Here is a 20,213-nt window from a genome sequence, read left to right as displayed (position 1 = left end):
TGGACCCCCTAGATGGCCGAACCAACCCGGCCTTTGCGCAGCGCATCGATAACCGCTTCTTTCGGCCCGTCAGCCACGACCTTGCCGTTGTCCAGCACCAGCAGACGGTCGACCAGGCTGAGCATGGAGGTACGGTGGGTCACCAGCAGCAGCGTCTTGCCCTCGACCCAGCCATGCAGGCGTTGGCGCAACTGGTCTTCGCTGGCGTTATCCATGTGGCTGGTGGGTTCGTCGAGGATCATGATCGGTGGCTCCAGCAACATTGCCCGGGCCAGCAGCACAGACTGGCGTTGCCCCCCGGACAGTAGCTGGCCGCGCTCGCCCACCGGCCGGTCAAAGCCTTGCGGATGCTGGCGTGCCAACTCGCTGACGCCGGTCAATTCGGCCACCTCGAGCATGCGTGCATCGCTGACATAGCGCGCACCGAGGGTGAGGTTGTCGCGCAGGCTGCCCGCCAGCAGCGGCAGGTCATGGGCGACATAGCCAAGCTGGTGGCGCAAGTCGGCGATGTCGAGTTGGCGCAGGTCGAGATTGTCGAGCAGGATCTGCCCTTCGTCAGGCTCGTAAAAACCCATCAACAGGCGGGCGAGGGTGCTTTTGCCCGAGCCGCTGCGGCCGATGATGCCGATGCGCTCACCGGGCTTGACGCTGAAGCTCACGCTATTGAGCGCCGCAGCGTTCTGTCCGGCATAACGAAAACTGACATGGCTGACCTCAAGCGCGCCTTGCAGCTGTGTGCGTTCCAGCGGTTGCTGGCCCGCCTGGCGTTCCTGCGGCAACGCCATCAGCGCATCGGTGCTGCGCATGGTCAGTTGCGCCTGTTGATAACGGGTAATCAGCCCGGCGATCTGGCCCAGCGGTGCCAGTACCCGGCTGCCGAGCATGTAGCTGGCGACCAGGGCGCCGACACTGAGGTTGCCGGCAATGATGCTGTAGACCCCGGCGACAATGGTGGCCATGCCGCAGAATTGCTGGATGAACAAGGTGCCGTTGGTGGCCAGGGCCGACAGGTTGCGGGCATGCGCGTCGAGGCGGGTCAGCGCGCCGTGGGTGCTTTCCCACTGGTACTGGCGCTCACTCTCGGCGCTGCAGGCTTTGAGGGTTTCCAGGCCGCCCAGGGTTTCGATTAGCAGAGCCTGGCGCACCGCGCCCAGGGCCAGGCTTTTTTGCACGGTGTCGCGCAAGCGAACCTGAATGAACAGGGCAAACATAATCGTGATTGGGAAGGCGATCAGCGGAATCACCACCAGCCAGCCCCCGAGCAAGCCGATCACCAGCAGCATCAGTACCACGAACGGCAGGTCGATGACGCTGGTCAGGGTCACGGCGGTGAGAAACTCGCGCAGGCCCTGGAAGTCATGGATGCTTTGTGCAAAGCCGCCGACGGTGGCCGGACGGGCCTTCATCGACATCCCGGTGATGCGCTCGAATAGCGTGGCCGAGAGAATCAGGTCGGTCTTTTTCCCGGCCTGATCCAGCAGATGGGCGCGTACTACGCGCAGAATCAATTCGAACAGGGTGCCGATCAACAGACCGACCACCAGTACCCATAAAGTTGAGATTGCCTGGTTGGGCACCACCCGGTCGTAGGTCTGCATGACGAACAGCGGCACCATCAGGCCGAGCAGGTTGATCAGCAAACTGGCCAGGACCGCATCGCTGTACAGCCAGCGCGACAGCTTCAGGGTGTCGCGAAACCAGGCATTGACCCTTGGCATCAACGGCGCACGCAAGTCTTCAAGCTCATGCCGGGGGCGGGCAAACAGCGCCTCGCCGCTGTAGGCAGCGGCCAATTCCTCGCGGCTGACCCACTGCTCACCACCTTCGGCCTCGCTGGGCAGGATCAGCGCCTTGCCGTCATCTCCCCAGCGCCGTAGCACGGCGCAGCGCCGGTCCTTGAGCAGCAAAAGCACCGGCAAGTTGAGCGCTGAAATCGCGCTCAATTCCCGGCGCAGCACACGCGCCTGCAATCCGGCGCGAGCGGCTGCCCGCGGTAGCAGGTCAAGGCTCAGGCGCTGCAGGGGCAAAGGCAGGCCGGCACTGAGGCCGGCGCGACTGACCGTGCAGCCGTGCAGCTTGCAAAGGATCAGTAGACCATCGAGTAGCGGATCATCGAAGCTCAGGCGCGGATCTACCGTCGAGCTCGCAGCTTGCATGCTGGTCACAATGGCCTACTCCTGCAGAGGGTTGAGGCTTAGCGCATATCGGGCAAACGTGCTTCGCTTCTCACTTCACTCTTTGCAATGGCTTCAGGCGGTAACGAGATCCGCTGCTTGTTCAGCAGCTCACCCATGTTGGACAGTACGCGGTACATCGAGAACTCCTCGATGTAGCGCACTTCGGTGTAGCGGCGGTTGGCGTTGTACAGCTCGTTTTCACTGTCGAGCAGGTCGAGCAGGGTCCGTTGGCCGAGACCGAACTGATCCTGGTAGGCCGCGCGCACACGGGTGGTGGTGTCGGCGTATTCACGAGCGGTCGGGGTTTGTTTGCGCGCGTTGGTCATGGCGTTCCACGACAGGGCCAGGTCCTCGTTGAGGGTGCGCAAGGCATTGTTGCGGATGTCCATCGCCTGGTTGATCTTGTGCGCGTCCGACTGCAGGCGGGCCTTGTCGCTGCCGCCACGGAACAGGTTGTAACTCAGCTCGACGCCGGCTTGCCAGTCGTTGTTGTCGTGACCGACCTGGCCTGCCGTATTGTTGTTGGCACCAGTGGCCAACACCGCATCCAGACGCGGATAGAACGGCGACTTGGCCACTTCGTACTGTTGCTCGGCGGCTTGCACGTCAGCCTGGGCCGACTTCAGGTAGGGGTTGTGTTCAAGCATGTCCTGGCGCGCGTCCAGCAGGCTCGCAGGCATTTCGCCCTTGATGGTGACCGGGGTTTCCAGTTCGTCGGGAACGCGCCCGATAACGCTGTAGAAATTGGCCTCGGCGTCCGCCAGGTCGACTTCGGCGGTGTACAGGTTGTTTTCTGCCAGCGCGCGACGCGCAGTCGACTGATCAAGGTCGGCGGTGCTGCCCACGCCGCGTTCGCTGCGCAAGCCGATCTGGTCGTTGACGCGCAAGTGGGCTTGCAGGTTGTTGGTGGCCAGGGTCACCAGTTCGCGACGCTTGAGTACTTCCAGGTAAACCTCGATGGCGCGCAGGGCGATGCTCTGCGCGGTTGCCTGGGTGTAGTAGGCACGGGAGTTGACCACAGCTTCAGTGCGAGCGACCTCGTTCGGGGTGTTGAAGCCATCGAACAGCATCTGCCGCAAGCGCAGGTCGGACTGGGTGTAATTCAGTGTTTCCTTGTTGTGATTGGAGGTGCCGTCGGGATTGGTGAAGCGCGTGTTGGTGTTATCCGACTTCTGCCGACCGTAGCCGGCAACCAGGTCGACGCGAGGGTACCAACCGCCTTTGGCAACATTGACGTCTTCGTCGGCGGACAAGCGATTGTTGCGGCTGGCGTTGATTTCAGGATGTTGGTCCACGGCGCTTTGTACAGCTTCCGTAATCGACATCGCCTGGGCATTGGCACACGCCATGGCCAATAGAATTGCGCCGGTGATGGGGGTCAAAACGCGCATGGGGTACTTCTCCCTGATTTCTAATTTATGTATTGCTGTCGTCAAAAAAGTGACGAATTTTTAAGGGCAAACCGTTTCAGGCTTGTAACAACAGAGCTAAGAACATTTATAAGGCGAGCTAAGAAGAAATTTTCATAAGGGTTATGCGAAAAAAAACTTATGCGGTCTAAGGAATCCACGACATTGTTCATATCAAGGCGACCGTTGATTGTGCGCTGGGGTGCATTTTTCGGGCGTCGGAAACAAGTTCAGTATTTTTTGCGGCAAAGGGCACGGATGTAGCGGAGGGGATGGAGGAAGATCAGATTTGGCGACAAATTTTTGGCAGATGCCAAGTGGCCACGTCGTTTTCCACGTTCACTGGGAGTCTGGAATGCGAAGGTGTTGATTTCATTGAAATCCACCTTCGCCTTTAGCGTTTGTCAGGTAGTCGTTCAAGGCAGGCGCAGCGGGCCAATCACGCGAGATTCAGAGTGCTTTTCTGCGAAAAACCGTTCCGCAGCGGAGGAGAGCGCTCATGGCCAAGTTAATCGGTGTTGTCAGCAAAGTAGTCGGAGAGGTCTTCGCCGTCGCCAGCGACGGAACCCGTCGGGCGCTGATCGAAGGTGACCGGCTGTTTGCCGGCGAGCAATTGCAGACAGGGGCTGCGGGGGCAATTGCGGTCCATCTGCAAAATGGCGCCGAGTTAACCCTGGGCCGTGACAGCAGCCTGGCACTGTCGCCGCAGCTGCTTGCCAGCCAGGCGCCGCATGTCGATGCGCCAGAAGCCCACGCGCCGAGTCAGGCGCAACTGACCGATGTGGAAAAACTCCAGCAAGCCATCGCTGCCGGCGCCGACCCGAGTCAGGACGCCGATCCGACCGCGGCCGGTCCGGGCAGTGGCAGTGCTTCGGGGGCCCTGGGGGGCGGTCACTCTTTTGTTCTGCTCAATGAGGTGGGCGGCCGGGTTGATCCGGTTATCGGCTTCCCGACTGCGGGTTTCAACGGCTTTGCCGAGTTGCGCGAACCTGATCTCGGTGAGATCAACAACAACGATGATGTGCCATCGCTGCAACCGTTGGTGAACAACCCGGTCAGTCTCGAGGGGCTGGAAGCAACGGGTGGCGAGCTGTCCCTGAATGAAGCCAGCCTGGCGCAGGGCTCGGCCAGTGATCCTGCAGCCCTGACCCGGACCGGCAGCTTTACCGTGGTTGCCGAGGATGGGGTCTTCAACCTGAATGTCGGTGGCATCAATGTCGTCACGGCCGGTGTGGTGACCGGAGTCGGCCAATCCATCACCACCGGGCTGGGTAACGTTTTGACCATTACCGGCTACGATGCTGCGACCGGTGTGGTCAGCTACAGCTACACCCTGACCGGTGCCGATACGCATAACACGGGTAATGGCACCAGCCTGGGCGAGAGCTTCACGGTGGTGGTCAGCGACAGCGATGGCAGCAGCGCCACGGGTTCGATTGATGTGAACATCGTCGATGATGCGCCGAACGCTGTCGACGATCTCAATACAACGCCTGCCACCGAGGCTCAGCTGACCCTGACCGGCAACGTTCTGGTCAACGACAGTCAGGGCGCTGACCGCATCACCAGCGGACCCATCACCCCGCAAACCATCACGGGTACCTACGGCACCCTGGTGCTGGCGGCTGACGGTTCCTACACCTATACGCTGAATCCTGCTGATCCGGATTTCATCAACCTGCACGGTGGTGGCAGCGGTGTCGAAGTGTTCACCTACACCCTCAACGACGCCGACGGCGACAGCAGCACGGCGACGCTGAAGATCAATGTCAGCAACCTGAATGATCCAGTAACGCTCAATGGCCTCAATCTCGAAGGCGGTGAGCTGACCGTTCATGAGAAAAACCTCGGTGACGGCAGCAGCCCCGATAATCCGGCGTTGACCCAGGGTGGTAGCTTCACGGTGCAGGCAGCGGATGGTCTGCAATCTCTCACTGTGGGCGGTATAACCGTGGTGGCCGGCGGCAGCGCGGTCGGCTTCCCGCAGTCGGCGGTCAGCCCGGAAGGCAACACCCTCACTATTACCGGCTACAACGCCAGCACCGGTGTGGTTTCGTATACCTACACCCTGATCAACAACGACGCGCATACCACCGGCAACGGCACCAGCCTGGGCGAGAGTTTCACGGTAGTGGCCACCGACACCGATGGCAGCAGCGCCACGGGTTCGATCAATGTGAACATCGTCGATGACGCGCCGAACGCCGTCGACGATCTCAACACGGCGCCTGCCACGGAAGCGCAATTTACCCTGACCGGCAATGTGCTGACCAATGATGTGCAGGGCGCCGACCGCATCACCAGCGGTCCGATCACCCCACAATCCATCACCGGTAAATACGGCACCCTGGTGCTGGCCGCCGACGGTTCCTACACCTACACGCTGAACACCAGCGACCCGGACTTCATCAATCTGAAGGGTGGTGGTAACGGCATCGAGACCTTCACCTACACGCTCAAGGATGCCGATGGCGATAGCTCGACCGCCAACCTGGTGCTTAACGTCAGTAACCTCAACGATCCGGTAACCCTCAACGGCCTCGATGTCGAAGGCGGTGAGCTGACCGTCCATGAGAAAAATCTCGGCGATGGCAGCAACCCGAACGGCGCGGCCCTGACCCAGGGCGGCAGCTTCACGGTAACCGCGCCGGATGGCCTGCAAACCCTGACCGTTGGCGGCATTACCGTGGTGACCGGCGGCAGCGCGGTCGGCTTCCCGCAGTCGGCGGCCACCCCGGAAGGCAATACCCTGACCATCACCGGGTACAACCCCGCCACCGGTGTGGTGACTTACACCTGCACGCTGCTCGACAACGAAGCGCATACCACGGGCAACGGCTCGACCTTGGGCGAGAGTTTCACGGTAGTGGCCACCGACACCGATGGCAGCAGTGCCTCGGGTTCGATCGATGTGAAAATCGTCGATGACACGCCGAACGCCGTCGATGATCTCAACACGACGCCTGCCACGGAAGCACAAGTAATCCTGACCGGCAACGTGCTGACCAACGATGTGCAAGGTGCCGACCGCATCACCAGTGGCCCGATCACCCCGCAAACCATCACCGGCAAATACGGCACCCTGGTGCTGGCGGCCGACGGCACCTACACCTACACGCTGAATGCCAACGATCCGGACTTCATCAACCTCAAGGGCGGTGGCAGCGGTACCGAAACCTTCACCTATACCCTCAACGACTCTGACGGTGACAGCAGCACGGCGACGTTGAAGATCGACGTCAGCAACCTCAACGACCCGGTGGTGATCCATGGTCTGGACCTCTGCGGCGGCGAGCTGACCTTTTACGAGAAAAACCTCAGCGACGGCAGCAGCCCGGACCAGTGGGCGCTGACCAAGGGTGGCACCTTCACCGTGGTCGCACCGGATGGTCTGCAATCGCTGGTCATCGGTGGCCTGACCCTGGTCAGTGGTGGCGTTGTCAGCGGCTTGCCGCTGACCGGCACCACGCCGCTCGGCAATTCGATGACCATCCACAGCTACGACCCGAGCACTGGAGTGGTGGTCGGCACGTTCACCTTGCTGGACAACGAAAGCCATACAGGCAGCAACGGCACCACCCTGGTCGAGCAAATCGAGGTGGTCGCCACCGATACCGATGGCAGTACCGGCAAGGCCACCATCGACATCAACATCGTCGATGATGTGCCCGAGGCGGTGAACGACAGCAACGCTGTCACGGCCACTGAGAATCAACTGACCCTGACCGGCAATGTGCTGACCAACGATGTGCAAGGCGCCGACCGCATCACCAGCGGGCCGATCACCCCGCAATCCATCACCGGTAAATACGGCACCCTGGTGCTGGCCGCCGACGGCACCTACACCTACACGCTGAATGCCAACGATCCGGACTTCATCAACCTCAAGGGCGGTGGCAGCGGTACCGAAACCTTCACCTACACCCTCAACGACGCGGACGGCGACAGCAGCAAGGCGACGTTGAAGATCGATGTCAGCAACCTCAACGACCCGGTGGTGATCCATGGCCTGGATCTTTGCGGCGGCGAGTTGACCTTCTACGAGAAAAACCTCAGCGACGGCAGCAGCCCGGACCAGTGGGCGCTGACCAAGGGTGGCACCTTCACCGTGGTCGCACCGGATGGTCTGCAATCGCTGGTCATCGGTGGCCTCACCCTGGTCAGTGGTGGCGTTGTCAGCGGCCTGCCGCTGACCGGCACCACGCCGCTGGGCAACTCGATGACCATCCACAGCTACGACCCGAGCACCGGTGTGGTCGTCGGTACGTTCACGCTGCTGGACAACGAAAGTCATACCGGTGCTAACGGCGCCACCCTGGTCGAGCAAATCGAGGTGGTCGCGACCGATACCGATGGCAGCACCGGCAAGGCCATCATCGATATCAACATCGTCGATGATGTGCCCAATGCCGTGAACGACACCAATGCCACCACGGCCACCGAGAATCAGCTGACCCTGACCGGCAACGTGCTGACCAACGATGTGCAAGGCGCCGACCGCATTACCAGCGGCCCGATCACCCCGCAAACCATCACCGGTAAATACGGCACCCTGGTGCTGGCGGCCGACGGTACTTACACCTACACGCTGAATGCCAACGATCCGGACTTCATCAACCTCAAGGGCGGTGGCAGCGGTACCGAAACCTTCACCTACACCCTCAATGACGCTGACGGCGACAGCAGCAAGGCAACGTTGAAGATCGACGTCAGCAACCTCGATGACCCGGTGGTCATTCATGGTCTGGACCTCTGTGGCGGCGAGCTGACCTTCTACGAGAAAAACCTCAGCGACGGCAGCAGCCCGGACCAGTGGGCACTGACCAAGGGTGGTACTTTCACTGTGGTTGCACCGGATGGCCTGCAGTCACTGGTCATCGGTGGCCTGACTCTGGTCAGTGGCGGTGTCGTCAGCGGCTTGCCGCTGACCGGCACAACACCGATGGGCAATTCGATGACCATCCACAGCTACGACCCGAGCACCGGTGTGGTCGTCGGTACGTTCACCTTGCTGGACAACGAAAGCCATACGGGCGGCAACGGCGCCACCCTGGTCGAGCAAATCGAGGTGGTCGCGACCGATACCGATGGCAGCACCGGCAAGGCCACCATCGACATCAATATCGTCGACGATGTGCCGAAGGCAATAAATGACACCAACGACACCACGGCCACTGAGAATCAACTGACCCTGACCGGCAACGTGCTGACCAACGATGTGCAAGGTGCCGACCGCATCACCAGTGGCCCGATCACCCCGCAAACCATCACCGGTAAATACGGCACCCTGGTGCTGGCCGCCGACGGCACCTACACCTACACGCTGAATGCCAATGATCCGGACTTCATCAACCTCAAGGGTGGCGGCAGCGGTACCGAAACCTTCACCTATACCCTCAACGACGCGGACGGCGACAGCAGCAAGGCGACGTTGAAGATCGACGTCAGCAACCTCAACGACCCGGTAGTGATCCATGGTCTGGACCTCTGCGGCGGCGAGTTGACCTTCTATGAGAAAAACCTCAGCGACGGCAGCAGCCCGGACCAGTGGGCGCTGACCAAGGGTGGCACCTTCACCGTGGTCGCACCGGATGGTCTGCAATCGCTGGTCATCGGTGGCCTGACCCTGGTCAGTGGCGGTGTCGTCAGCGGCTTGCCGCTGACCGGGACCACGCCGCTGGGCAACTCGATGACCATCCACAGCTACGACCCGAGCACCGGTGTGGTGGTCGGTACGTTCACGCTGGTGGACAACGAAAGCCATACGGGCGCTAACGGCGCCACCCTGGTCGAGCAAATCGAGGTGGTCGCCACCGATACCGATGGCAGCACCGGCAAGGCCACCATCGACATCAACATCGTCGACGATGTGCCCAATGCAGTGAACGACACCAACGCCACCACGGCCACGGAAGCGCAACTGACCCTCACCGGCAATGTTCTCGACAACGACATCCAGGGCGCCGACCGCATCACCAGCGGGCCGATTGTTCCGCAGTCCATCGAGGGAAAATACGGCACCCTGGCGCTGGCGGCCGACGGCACCTACACCTATACGCTGCACACTAGCGATCCGGATTTCATCTACCTGCACGGTGGCGGTAGCGGCATCGAGACTTTTACCTACACCCTCAAGGATGCCGACGGCGACACCAGCAAAGCGACCTTGACGCTCAATGTCAGTAGCCAGGACAACCCGGTGACCATTGGCGGACTTGACCTCAATGGCGGCGAGCACGCCGTTTACGAAAAGAACCTCAGTGACGGCACAAGCCCCGATGATTCGGCGCTGACCCGCTCGGGCAGTTTCACCGTAACGGCGCCTGACGGCCTGCAGACCCTGACCGTGGGCAGCATTACCCTGGTCAGTGGCGGGGTGGTCAACGGTATCCCGCAAACAGGCGTGACGCCTTTGGGCAACTCACTGACCATCACCGGCTACAACCCGAGTACCGGGGTGGTCAATTACACCTACACCTTGAAGGACAGTGAAAGTCACCAGAACGCCAACGGTACCAATAGCCTTAACGAGCCGATCACTGTGAAGGCGACGGATACCGATGGCAGCACCAAGACGGCCACTATCGATGTGAATATCATCGATGACGTACCGTCGGCGCAGGGCGCCGAACGTTCGGTGACCACAGGGCAAGTCGACTCGAACCTGCTGTTGACCATCGATGTATCCGGCAGCATGAACTATGAGTCCGGCGTGTCTGGCTTGACCCGACTGCAGCTCGCCAAGCAGGCAATCAGCGCCTTGCTCGACAAGTACGACGAGATGGGCGACGTCAAAGTGCAGATTGTCACCTTCAGTTCCGGCTCATCAGTGCAGGAAACCAGCTGGGTATCGGTCGCCGACGCCAAGGCTATCGTTGCAGGCCTCAGTGCCAACGGTGGTACCAACTACGACGCAGCGGTGACGGGCGCGCAAAATGCGTTCGCTACCAGTGGCAAGCTGACAGGTGCGCAGAATGTCGGTTACTTCTTCTCGGACGGCGAGCCATCAAGTACTTCTGAAGGGATGAATGCAACGGAGGAGACTGCCTGGAAGGAGTTTCTCGATGCCAACGGGATCAAGTCCTACGCAATCGGCTTGGGGACCGGTGTCAACGCCGGGAATCTCAATCCCCTGGCGTATGACGGCAGTACTCATACCAACACCAACGCCAACATTGTCACCGACCTCAATCAGCTCAATGCAGTGCTGTCTGGCACTGTACAGGGGGCGCCGATTACCGGCAGCCTGATGAGCGGCGGCGAATTCGGTGCCGACGGTGGCTTTATCAAGTCGTTGCTGATCGACGGCACCACCTACACCTTTGATCCGCTGGGTAAGTCCGGTGCGGGCTCCTACGCCACCAGTGGTGCGGCGGATCGCGGCATCTTCGATACCGCTACCAACAGCATCACCGTGAAAACCGTGCAGGGTGGCAGTATCGTGGTGGACATGGACACCGGCGAGTTCACCTACACACCGCCCAGGGACACTGGCAACAGCAAGGTCGAGCAGATCGGCTTTGTGGTGAGTGACAATGACGGCGACACCAGCAGCGCCAATCTGCTGATCAACGTCTACTCCAACAACGCTCCGCTGGCGGGCGCCGACCATGTCATCACCAACGTGCTGTCGAGCAGCATCAATGTGCCGGGTGAGGCATTGCTGGCCAATGACAGCGACGCCAACCATGATCCGCTCAATGCTGCGTCGACCACCTTCAACACCGGCTGGGCGGCGCGCGGGGCCGACTTCAAGATTGGCAGTACGGCGCCAACCATCACCTTTTCCGGCACCAATGCCAACAATGCTGCCAACCAGCAGCTCAACATTGCCCGCAGTGCGTTCACCGGACAGGCGTCGTCGATGGCTGCAGCGGTGATCGTCAGCGGCTTCCTGGGTGGGGTGAGCGCCAACAACAATGACGAAGACGTGATCACAGTCACCCTCAAGCAGGGTGAGAAGCTCACGCTCGATCACAATCTCTTGGCCAATAACAATCTGTTGATGGAATGGAAGGATGCCGGCGGCAGCTACCAGACGATTGCCGATGGCGGCAGCTTCACCGCCAGCCATGACGGGGTTTACAGCATTCATTTGATGAACAGGAGCAATCTCAGCGGCGGTAACGCAAACGGGTTCGAGAACTATCAGTTGACCATGAACATCAATTACGCCGATGCGCAGGACAGCACCGCCCAGCACCACGGCAGCTACAACCTGAGCGACGGCCATGGCGGCAGCAGTACAGGCGCTGTCGACATCACTTACCAGGCGGGCGATACGCTCAGCGGAACCATTAATGATGATGTCCTGGTCGCGGCCAATACCGCGACGACGCTCAACGGTGGTGAGGGCAACGATGTATTGGTCGGCGGCAACGGCAATGACTCCCTCAATGGTGGCAATGGCAACGACCTGCTGATTGGCGGCTTGGGCAATGACTTGCTCGATGGTGGCGCAGGTATCGACACCGCCAGCTATGCCAGTGCGTCCAGTGCCGTGACGGTCAACCTGAACCTGGCCGGTGGACAAAACACCGGCGGCGCAGGGACCGATACCCTGGCATCGATCGAGAACCTGATCGGTTCGGACTATCACGACAATCTGATCGGTAACAGCAGTGCCAACCTGCTGATGGGGGGCAAAGGTAATGACACCTTGAGTGGTGGCGGCGGTGATGACGTACTGATTGGTGGCCAGGGGAACAACTCCCTGTCAGGGGGCACGGGGGCCGATACCTTCCTCTGGCAACAGGGCAATAGTGGCCACGATGTGGTCACCGACTTCACCCCGGGTACTGACCGCCTGGACCTGTCGCAGTTGTTGCAAGGTGAGAATGCAACCTCGGCATCGCTGGATGATTACCTGCACTTCAAAGTTACCGGCAGCGGCTCGGGGGTGATATCGACCATTGAAGTGAGTGCGGTAGCGGGAGCCGCGCCGACCCAGATCATCGATCTGGCCGGGGTCAACCTGGCTCAGCACTATGGGGTGACAGCGGGGGCGGGCGGGGTGATTGCCGCCGGGCAGGATACCGCGACCATTATCAACGGCATGCTCAATGATCATTCGTTGAAGGTGGATACGGTGTAAGCGGCAGCGTGTAGGAGCGGATTTTATCCGCGATGGGGCGCGCAGCGGCCCCGTAAATGGGCCTGCTACGCAGTCCATCGCGGATAAATCCGCTCCTACAGGCTGACTCAGGACGGACGACGCAAGGTCTTCTGCCGCAGGATGTAAATGCTGACCAGCACTGCACTGGTCAGCATGAACCCACGCGCCCAGAACAGTGGCACCAGATAGCACGACAGGCCGATGCTCAGCCACATCAGGCCGATCGCGTACACCTTGCCTTTGAGCGGAATGCCTTCGCCACTGAGGTAATCACGAATCCACGGGCCAAGCTGCGGATGATTGACCAGCCAATGGTGAAAGCGCGGCGAACTGCGGGCGAAACAGGCCGCAGCCAGAAGCAGGAATGGAGTGGTCGGCAACACCGGAAGGAAGATGCCGATCACTCCCAGCGCGACGCTGAGCCAGCCGGTGGCCAGCAGCAGGTAGCGCATTGACGCCGACTCAGTGGTGGCGTGGTTTGAGCAATGCAGGTGCAGGCTTTTCGTCTGGCGCATGCTGCAGCAGGTACAGCGCGGTCAGGGCCTCGGGGATCTGCACGATCATGTCGTCCATCAGGTTGGCGTCGCTGGCGATGTCGGCGAACTCAGGCTGTTCGTCGAACAGGCCGGAACCGACCATGATCGGCAGGAGCATTTCGCTGACTTCTTCCTCGGCGGTCTCGAACCAGGCTTCTTCGCGCATGAACACGCCTTCCATGAAACCGATGCACCAGCCGCGCAGGTCGGAATCGTCCGGCTCGTCGCCCAGGTCCAGGTCGCACGGCAGCTCGAATTCTTCGTCGCTGGCCAGTTGGCGGGCGATGTGCGCCTTGAGCTGGATCAGCGTGGCTTCGATCTCTTCACGTTGAGCGGCATCCTTGTAATGCGGCTCTTCGGCGAACAGGGCATCGATCCATTCGCGCTCGGGAACCGCCTCGGTACCAATCGACAATGCAGTCAGGTAGCCGTGGGCGGCAACGTAGTCCAGCGCTTCTTCGTGCAGCTCGTCGGCGTCGAGGAAGGCTTGCAGGCGGTTCAATTGCTCGGCGAAGGACATTACAGGGCTACCTTGGGAATAAACGATGATCGAATTCTAGCATCTTGCAGCCCTTGCGAGGCAAAGGATGACGCCTATCGCAGAGCGCCCTGTGCAAGGCGACGCTCGGGTATAATGCCCGGCTTTTGTACCTGGCCGCGCCGTAAAGACGGGCCAGGTAAAAGCCGCTTACGCATTTTCAGGTGTGGCGGGGAAGGTTTTCATCCAGCCTGTGGCCAGGATGGTTCTGCGATTTATGGAGTTTCTATGCTCGAACAGGCTCAGCGCGTCCTCAAGGACATCTTCGGCTATGACAGCTTTCGAGGGCGCCAGGGGGCGATCATCGAATGCGTAGCCAAGGGTGGCGATGCGCTGGTGTTGATGCCCACTGGGGGCGGCAAGTCCCTGTGTTTTCAGGTGCCGGCGCTGTTGCGTCCGGGCCTGGCCGTGGTGGTCTCACCGCTGATCGCGCTGATGGAAGACCAGGTCGCCACCCTTGACGAACTGGGGGTGGCTGCCGCGTCGTTGAACTCGACCCTGAGCGCGGAGCAGCAGCGTGACCTGGCCGGGCGCATTCGCCGTGGCGAGGTGAAGATGCTCTACCTGGCGCCGGAGCGCCTGGTGCAGCCACGCATGCTGGACTTCCTGCGCACGCTGGATATTGCCTTGTTCGCGATTGACGAGGCGCATTGTGTATCGCAATGGGGGCATGACTTCCGTCCCGAGTACCTGCAACTGGGGCAACTGGCCGAGCTGTTCCCGCAGGTACCGCGTATTGCCCTGACCGCCACCGCAGACATGCGTACCCGCGAAGAAATCGTCACGCGCCTGCACCTGCAGAACGCCGAGCGTTTCCTGTCGAGTTTTGACCGGCCGAATATTTTCTACCGCATCGTGCCCAAAGAGCAGCCACGCAAGCAGTTGCTGGCGTTCCTCGGCGAGCGTCGTGGTAATGCCGGGATTGTCTACTGCTTGTCGCGCAAGAAGGTCGACGATGTCGCCGCTTACCTGTGCGAACAGGGCTTTCCGGCGTTGCCTTACCACGCCGGCCTGCCGGCCGAGACCCGCGCTTCCAACCAGCGCCGCTTCCTCAATGAGGAAGGCCTGATCATGGTCGCCACCATCGCCTTCGGCATGGGCATCGACAAACCCAACGTGCGTTTTGTTGCCCACCTGGACCTGCCCAAGTCGCTGGAAGCCTACTATCAGGAAACCGGCCGCGCCGGACGTGACGGCCTGCCGGCCGACGCCTGGATGGCGTACGGGCTGCAGGACATGGTCATGCTCAAGCAGATGCTGCAGAACTCCGAGGGTGATGAGCGCCACAAACGCATCGAGCAACACAAGCTCGACGCCATGCTCGCCCTCTGTGAAGAGACGCGCTGCCGCCGCCAGATCCTGCTCAACTACTTCGATGAAGAACTGCCCCAACCATGCGGGCATTGTGACAACTGCATCGACGGCGTGCAGACCTGGGACGCGACCGAGCCTGCGCGTCAGGCCCTGTCGGCGATATACCGCACCGGCCAGCGCTACGGTGTTGGCCATCTGGTGGATGTGTTGCTGGGGCGCGACAACGAGAAAATCCGCAATTTCGGTCATGAAAAACTCGCCGTATATGGTGTCGGCAAGGCTCGCTCCGAAGGTGATTGGCGCTCGCTGTTCCGTCAGTTGGTTGCGCGCGGCCTGGCCGATATCGACCTTGAGGGTTATGGCGGCTTGCGCCTGTCCGACACCTGTCGGCCGTTGTTGCGCGGTGAAGTGAGCCTGGAGTTGCGCCGTGACCTCAAGCCGCAGACCAGCAGCAAAAGCAGCGGCAGCGGCGGCAGTCCGGCCAGCCAGCTGGTGCGTGGCGACGAGCGCGAACAATGGGAAGCGCTGCGTGCCCTGCGACGAAAGCTGGCCGAGGAGCACGGTGTGCCGCCTTATGTCATCTTCCCCGACTCGACCCTGCTGGAGATGCTGCGCAGCCAGCCGACCAGCCTCAGCGAAATGGCTCAGGTCAGTGGCGTCGGTGCGCGCAAGTTGGAGCGTTACGGTGCGGCGTTCCTCGACGTGCTCGGCGGTGCTGCCGAGGCGCCACCGCAGGTTGCCGACCTGCGCCACGAGCTGACCAGCCTGGCCCGCGCCGGCATGACCCCGGCGCAAATTGCCGGGCAATTGAACTGCAGCGAAAAGAATGTCTACAGCATGCTTGCCGAGGCCATTGGCCGTCAGCAGCTGTCGCTGGAGCAGGCCCTGGATCTGCCGGAAGACCTGCTGGCCGAAGTGCAGGATGCGTTCCTCGATGGTGAGGGCGAATTACCACCGGTATCGGCCATTGCCGAGCAGTTCGGCGCCCGTGTGCCGGAAGGGGTGCTGTACTGCGTGCGGGCGGCATTAGCCGCTGAATTCGAGATGTAAGCGGCGTTTTGTCATCTTTTATAACGATTGTCAGACTGATAGAACCGTGAGGAGCCTTGCCTGTTGCGCAGGAGCATGGTTAGCTGACTAATAATTAGTTCTGATGATGAGTTTTCTATGCCGTTGAACGATCAACACCGCTTCGGAATGCAGCTGGCCCAGATGTCGCGGGGCTGGCGCGCCGAACTGGACCGCCGCCTGGCCGGGCTCAACCTGTCCCAGGCCCGCTGGCTGGTGCTGCTGCACCTGGCCCGTTTCGACGACGCGCCCACCCAGCGCGAGCTGGCCCAGAGTGTTGGCGTAGAAGGCCCGACCCTGGCGCGCTTGCTCGACAGCCTCGAGTCCCAGGGGCTGGTACGTCGCCAGGCGGTACTGGAAGACCGGCGCGCGAAGAAAATTCATTTGTGCCCGCCGGCCAAACCGCTGATCGACCAGATTGAAACCATTGCCAATGCCTTGCGCGTCGAACTCTTCAGCGGTGTCGACGAAGAGGAGTTGCGCGTGTGCATGAAGGTTCACGCGCGCATCCTGGCCAACCTGGAAAAGTCCTGACCTGCCTCAGAAGGTGTGACCCAGGTTCAGGTACAACGCCTTCTGATTCTCGCTGTTGGCCCCGTAACTGAAGTTCAACGGGCCCAACGGCGTTTCGAAACCAACGAAAATACTGGCGGCATTGATGTAGCCACTGTCGAATTCGTTGTCATTGTTCCAGGCCCGGCCACGCTCCAGCGAGCCGCCCACGTACAGCGGGAAGTCCAGCGGCAGATAGGCGCGTGGTGTCAGGCGGCGGTAGTAGACCATGCGCATCAGGCTCATGTTCTGCCCGGACACCGAGTCCTGGCGAAAGCCCGAGAGCTGCCGGGCGCCACCGAGAACAAAGCTTGAAGTGACCACTTCGGCGTCATCCAGTGTGCGGCCATATTGGGTCCCCAGCACCCAGGTATTGGCGCCGCTGCTCAGGGCCTTGTCCAGTTTGAGGTTCCATTGCCGGTATCGATCGTCTGAACCAAGGGACGGTTCGAACTGGCGCAGGGTCAGGCTGATGTCCTCACCGCTGTGTGGGAAGTAGACATTGTCGAGGGTGTCGAACGAATACTTCAGCTCGTAGAAACCTTCGTTGAAACTGAAGTGCGGCAGGTCCTGGTCACCAATACGTACTTCGGCATTGCCCCAGGCCTGGCCAACACCGAAGCGCACTTCACCGCTGTTACCGATCTGTCGGCCCAGGTTGAGGCCGAAGCCGTAACGTTGCAGGCGGTATTCGGCAATCGGGTCGTCTTCCAGCGTGGCTTCGATGTTCTGCGAGCCGAGGTCCAGATAAGGCGCGATGAAGTAGCGGGAGCCGGCATCCAGCGGCTGATAGAACTCGCTGTAAAGCTCCTGCTGGTCGCCAATCTGCGCGCGGGTCAACCACTCGCCGCCCAGTTCGTTGATGCCGTTGACCCGATAGCTGGCGCCAATGTTGAAGGCGCTGTCACCGCGCATGTCATCCGACAGGTTCAGGCCCAGACGCAGATAATCGGTACCGCCGCGGCGGCCGCGGGCGTTGATCACCAGGGTGTTGTCGTTACCCTTGTGCACCACCCGGTACTGGACCCGGTCGAAGTAGTCGAGACCGTACAGCGTCCCCATGTCGGTTTGCAGGCGTCCCAGCTCCAGGGGTTCGCCGATGGGTTGACGGATATAGAAGCGAATCACGTCGTCGCTGACTTTCGAGTCGTTCTCGATCCTGATCGCAGTGATCACTGGCGTGCGCTGGCTCGGCGAACGGGCGACATTCAGTTCGGCATCACTGTTGTCGGGGCGTTTGAGTACCGCCAGGCGCGCGTCCAGGGCACGGGCGGCGCGGTAACCGGCGTCGATCATTTCCTCGGCGCGGCCAAAATCGGTGACGCCATAGCTGGCCAGCGGCGGCTGGATCAGGATGTCGTCGCGGTGCAGGTTGGCCAATTGCTCTTCGGAGTTGCGTCGGGTCATCAGGGTAATCGACTGGTTGAGCACGTCGACCACGGTCGCCAGTTGCTTGCGATCGCGCAGCGGCGAGCCGATGTCGACCACGATGGCGACGTCCACGCCCATCTCGCGGGCGACATCCAGGGGAATGTTGTCGACCATGCCGCCATCGACCAGCAGCCGGCCATCCAGGTCGACCGGGGCGAATACCGCAGGAATCGACATACTGGCGCGAATCACCTGGGGCAGGTGGCCGCGACGGAACACGACTTTTTCGCCACTGGCGATGTCGGTGGCCACGGCGCGAAAAGGGATCGGCAGTTTGTCGAAGTCACGGGTATCGCTGGTGTGGGCCAGCAGGCTCTCCAGCAGCAGGGCCAGGTTCTGCCCCTGAATCACCCCCAGCGGCAGGCCAAGGCTGCCGTCGTCGCGGAAGCTGAGCTTCTGCTTGACCAGGAAGTCGCGGTCATCCTGTTTGCGCCGAAATGGCACGTCCTTACGCGGTGGGGCATCGGAGAGCGCCTGCTGCCAGTCGATACCCAAGGCGAGCTTCTCCAGCTCATCGATCTTGTAGCCGGAGGCATACAGGCCGCCCACCACGGCGCCCATGCTGGTGCCGGCGATGGCATCGACCTTGATGCCTTGCTCCTCCAGCGCTTTGAGCACACCGATATGGGCAAGGCCACGGGCGGCACCGCCAGACAGCACCAGGCCAACTTTCGGTCGTGGGGGTTCGGCAGCCAGGAGCGGGAAGGAAACGGCGATCAGCAACAGACTCAACAGCAAACGGTGCATCTTGGCTCTCGGAGCTAAGGCTAAAGACCGCTAGTATAAGCGCGACCGCCTGTCAGGAAACTGTTACTCATGAATGCCCACAAAGCCGAAATCGTCATTACCTACTGCACCCAGTGCCAGTGGCTGCTGCGTGCCGCCTGGCTGGCCCAGGAACTGCTCAGCACCTTCAGCGACGATCTCGCCCGAGTGGCCCTTGAGCCCGCCACGGGCGGCACCTTCCGGATTACCTGCGACGGTGTGCAGATCTGGGAACGCAAGGCCGACGGCGGCTTCCCTGAAGCCAAGGTACTCAAGCAACGGGTGCGCGACCAGATCGATCCGCAGCGCGACCTCGGTCACAGCGATCGACCCTGATCGGCATCAGCCTTCGACGACAGTCGCCTTGGGGGCCTGGTTGCTGGCGGCGAGGCGGCTGGAGATAACGATGGCGAGAATGATCAGCGCACCGCCCAAGAGCATGCGCGGGGTCGGCGCTTCGGCGAAGATCAGCCAGGCCAGGGCAATGCCGTAGACCGGCTCCAGAGCGAACACCACTGCGGCGGTGCGCGCCTTGATCACCGCAAGGCTGGCAACGAACAAGCTGTGCGCGACGCCGGTGCAGAACACCCCGAGCAGGCCGATCCACAGCCAGTCCATCGCCGAGACATCGGCCAGTGCCGGGGCAGCGGCTGGCAACAGGCACAGCGCAACCACGGCGTTCTGACACAGCGCCGCCTGCACCGCCGGAATACGTGCGCTGGATGCGCGGTTGGTCAGGGACAGTAACGAGAACAACAAGCCTGACAGCAAGGCCCAGAGCAATCCGCCGGTGGCCTGGCTGGCCAGGTCGAAGTCCGGGGTGACCAGGATCAAGCCGATACTCACCAGCAGCACCAGGATGATCTCGTTGCTGCGCACTCGTTCACGAAACAGCAAGCCTTCAAGGATCACGGTAAAAGCGGGAAAGCTGGCAAAGCCCAGGGTGGCAATTGCCACGCCGGCGACTTTGACCGCAATAAAGAAACTCACCCAGTGGCCCGCCAGCAGCACGCCGCCCAACAGCAAGCGCCGCCAGTCCTGAGCCTGCAGTGGTTGCCAGGCTTTTTGTGCAACACGGGCGAACAGGCCGAGCGCGAGTACGGCGAAGGCCGCGCGGCCAAAGACGATGATCGACGGCGCCGCCTGGGCCAATTTGCCGAAGACGCCAGTCAGGCCGAAGAACAGTGCGCCGATATGCAGGGCGCCGAGGGCAGTGCGGTGGTTCATAGTGATCCCTTCAGACAACGGTATCGGGGGGGGGGAGGAACCCCCCCACAGAGGAGAAGGGGGTTCTCCCCCCCGAAAAAA

At 61.2% G+C, this 20,213-nt stretch carries 10 protein-coding genes; 4 read left to right on the top strand and 6 right to left on the bottom strand.

From position 1 onward, the window contains the following. Positions 1-8: 8 nt before the first annotated feature. Both ACO6VD_RS14025 and ACO6VD_RS14020 read right to left on the bottom strand, forming a co-directional pair. On the bottom strand, positions 9-2,156 hold the full coding sequence (locus ACO6VD_RS14025) for a type I secretion system permease/ATPase (protein ID WP_422419857.1): 2,148 nt from the start codon (positions 2,154-2,156) through the stop codon (positions 9-11). Between the two features lie 38 nt (positions 2,157-2,194). After that, a complete protein-coding gene (locus ACO6VD_RS14020) occupies positions 2,195-3,568 on the bottom strand; it encodes a TolC family outer membrane protein (protein ID WP_422419842.1) in 1,374 nt (457 codons plus the stop codon). 517 nt (positions 3,569-4,085) lie between these two features. Here ACO6VD_RS14020 and ACO6VD_RS14015 point away from each other — a divergent pair. Beyond that, on the top strand, positions 4,086-12,680 hold the full coding sequence (locus ACO6VD_RS14015) for a retention module-containing protein (RefSeq protein WP_422419840.1): 8,595 nt from the start codon (positions 4,086-4,088) through the stop codon (positions 12,678-12,680). 107 nt (positions 12,681-12,787) lie between these two features. Here the strand turns inward: ACO6VD_RS14015 and ACO6VD_RS14010 are convergent, their stop codons facing one another. Next, positions 12,788-13,153: a YbaN family protein gene (locus ACO6VD_RS14010; protein ID WP_422419839.1), complete on the bottom strand. Its 366-nt coding sequence runs from the start codon at positions 13,151-13,153 to the stop codon at positions 12,788-12,790. A gap of 10 nt (positions 13,154-13,163) precedes the next feature. After that, positions 13,164-13,757 carry a YecA family protein gene (locus tag ACO6VD_RS14005; RefSeq protein ID WP_107025720.1) on the bottom strand — a complete coding sequence of 198 codons (594 nt, stop codon included), beginning with the start codon at positions 13,755-13,757 and terminating at the stop codon, positions 13,164-13,166. Between the two features lie 246 nt (positions 13,758-14,003). Here ACO6VD_RS14005 and recQ point away from each other — a divergent pair, with 246 nt between their 5' ends. Beyond that, the gene (gene recQ / locus ACO6VD_RS14000; RefSeq protein WP_422419838.1) at positions 14,004-16,139 is read left to right on the top strand and encodes a DNA helicase RecQ; all 2,136 of its coding nucleotides are present in this window, start codon (positions 14,004-14,006) and stop codon (positions 16,137-16,139) included. A gap of 117 nt (positions 16,140-16,256) precedes the next feature. Continuing rightward, the gene (locus ACO6VD_RS13995) at positions 16,257-16,691 is read left to right on the top strand and encodes a MarR family transcriptional regulator (RefSeq protein WP_422419837.1); all 435 of its coding nucleotides are present in this window, start codon (positions 16,257-16,259) and stop codon (positions 16,689-16,691) included. A gap of 6 nt (positions 16,692-16,697) precedes the next feature. On the opposite strand, the gene ACO6VD_RS13990 is transcribed toward ACO6VD_RS13995, so the two are convergent. Next, positions 16,698-18,887, bottom strand: coding sequence for a patatin-like phospholipase family protein (locus ACO6VD_RS13990; protein WP_422419836.1), 2,190 nt, complete (start codon positions 18,885-18,887; stop codon positions 16,698-16,700). Between the two features lie 69 nt (positions 18,888-18,956). Between ACO6VD_RS13990 and ACO6VD_RS13985 the strand changes: the two genes are divergently transcribed. Then, positions 18,957-19,241 carry a SelT/SelW/SelH family protein gene (locus ACO6VD_RS13985; RefSeq protein WP_045185899.1) on the top strand — a complete coding sequence of 95 codons (285 nt, stop codon included), beginning with the start codon at positions 18,957-18,959 and terminating at the stop codon, positions 19,239-19,241. Between the two features lie 6 nt (positions 19,242-19,247). On the opposite strand, the gene ACO6VD_RS13980 is transcribed toward ACO6VD_RS13985, so the two are convergent. Beyond that, positions 19,248-20,132 carry a DMT family transporter gene (locus ACO6VD_RS13980; RefSeq protein ID WP_422419835.1) on the bottom strand — a complete coding sequence of 295 codons (885 nt, stop codon included), beginning with the start codon at positions 20,130-20,132 and terminating at the stop codon, positions 19,248-19,250. Positions 20,133-20,213 lie beyond the last annotated feature (81 nt).

This window comes from Pseudomonas sp. GZD-222, assembly GCF_049310525.1.
GTDB lineage: Bacteria > Pseudomonadota > Gammaproteobacteria > Pseudomonadales > Pseudomonadaceae > Aquipseudomonas.
Note: the sequence above shows the minus strand (reverse complement) of the source record. Positions and strands in the feature narration are given on the sequence as shown.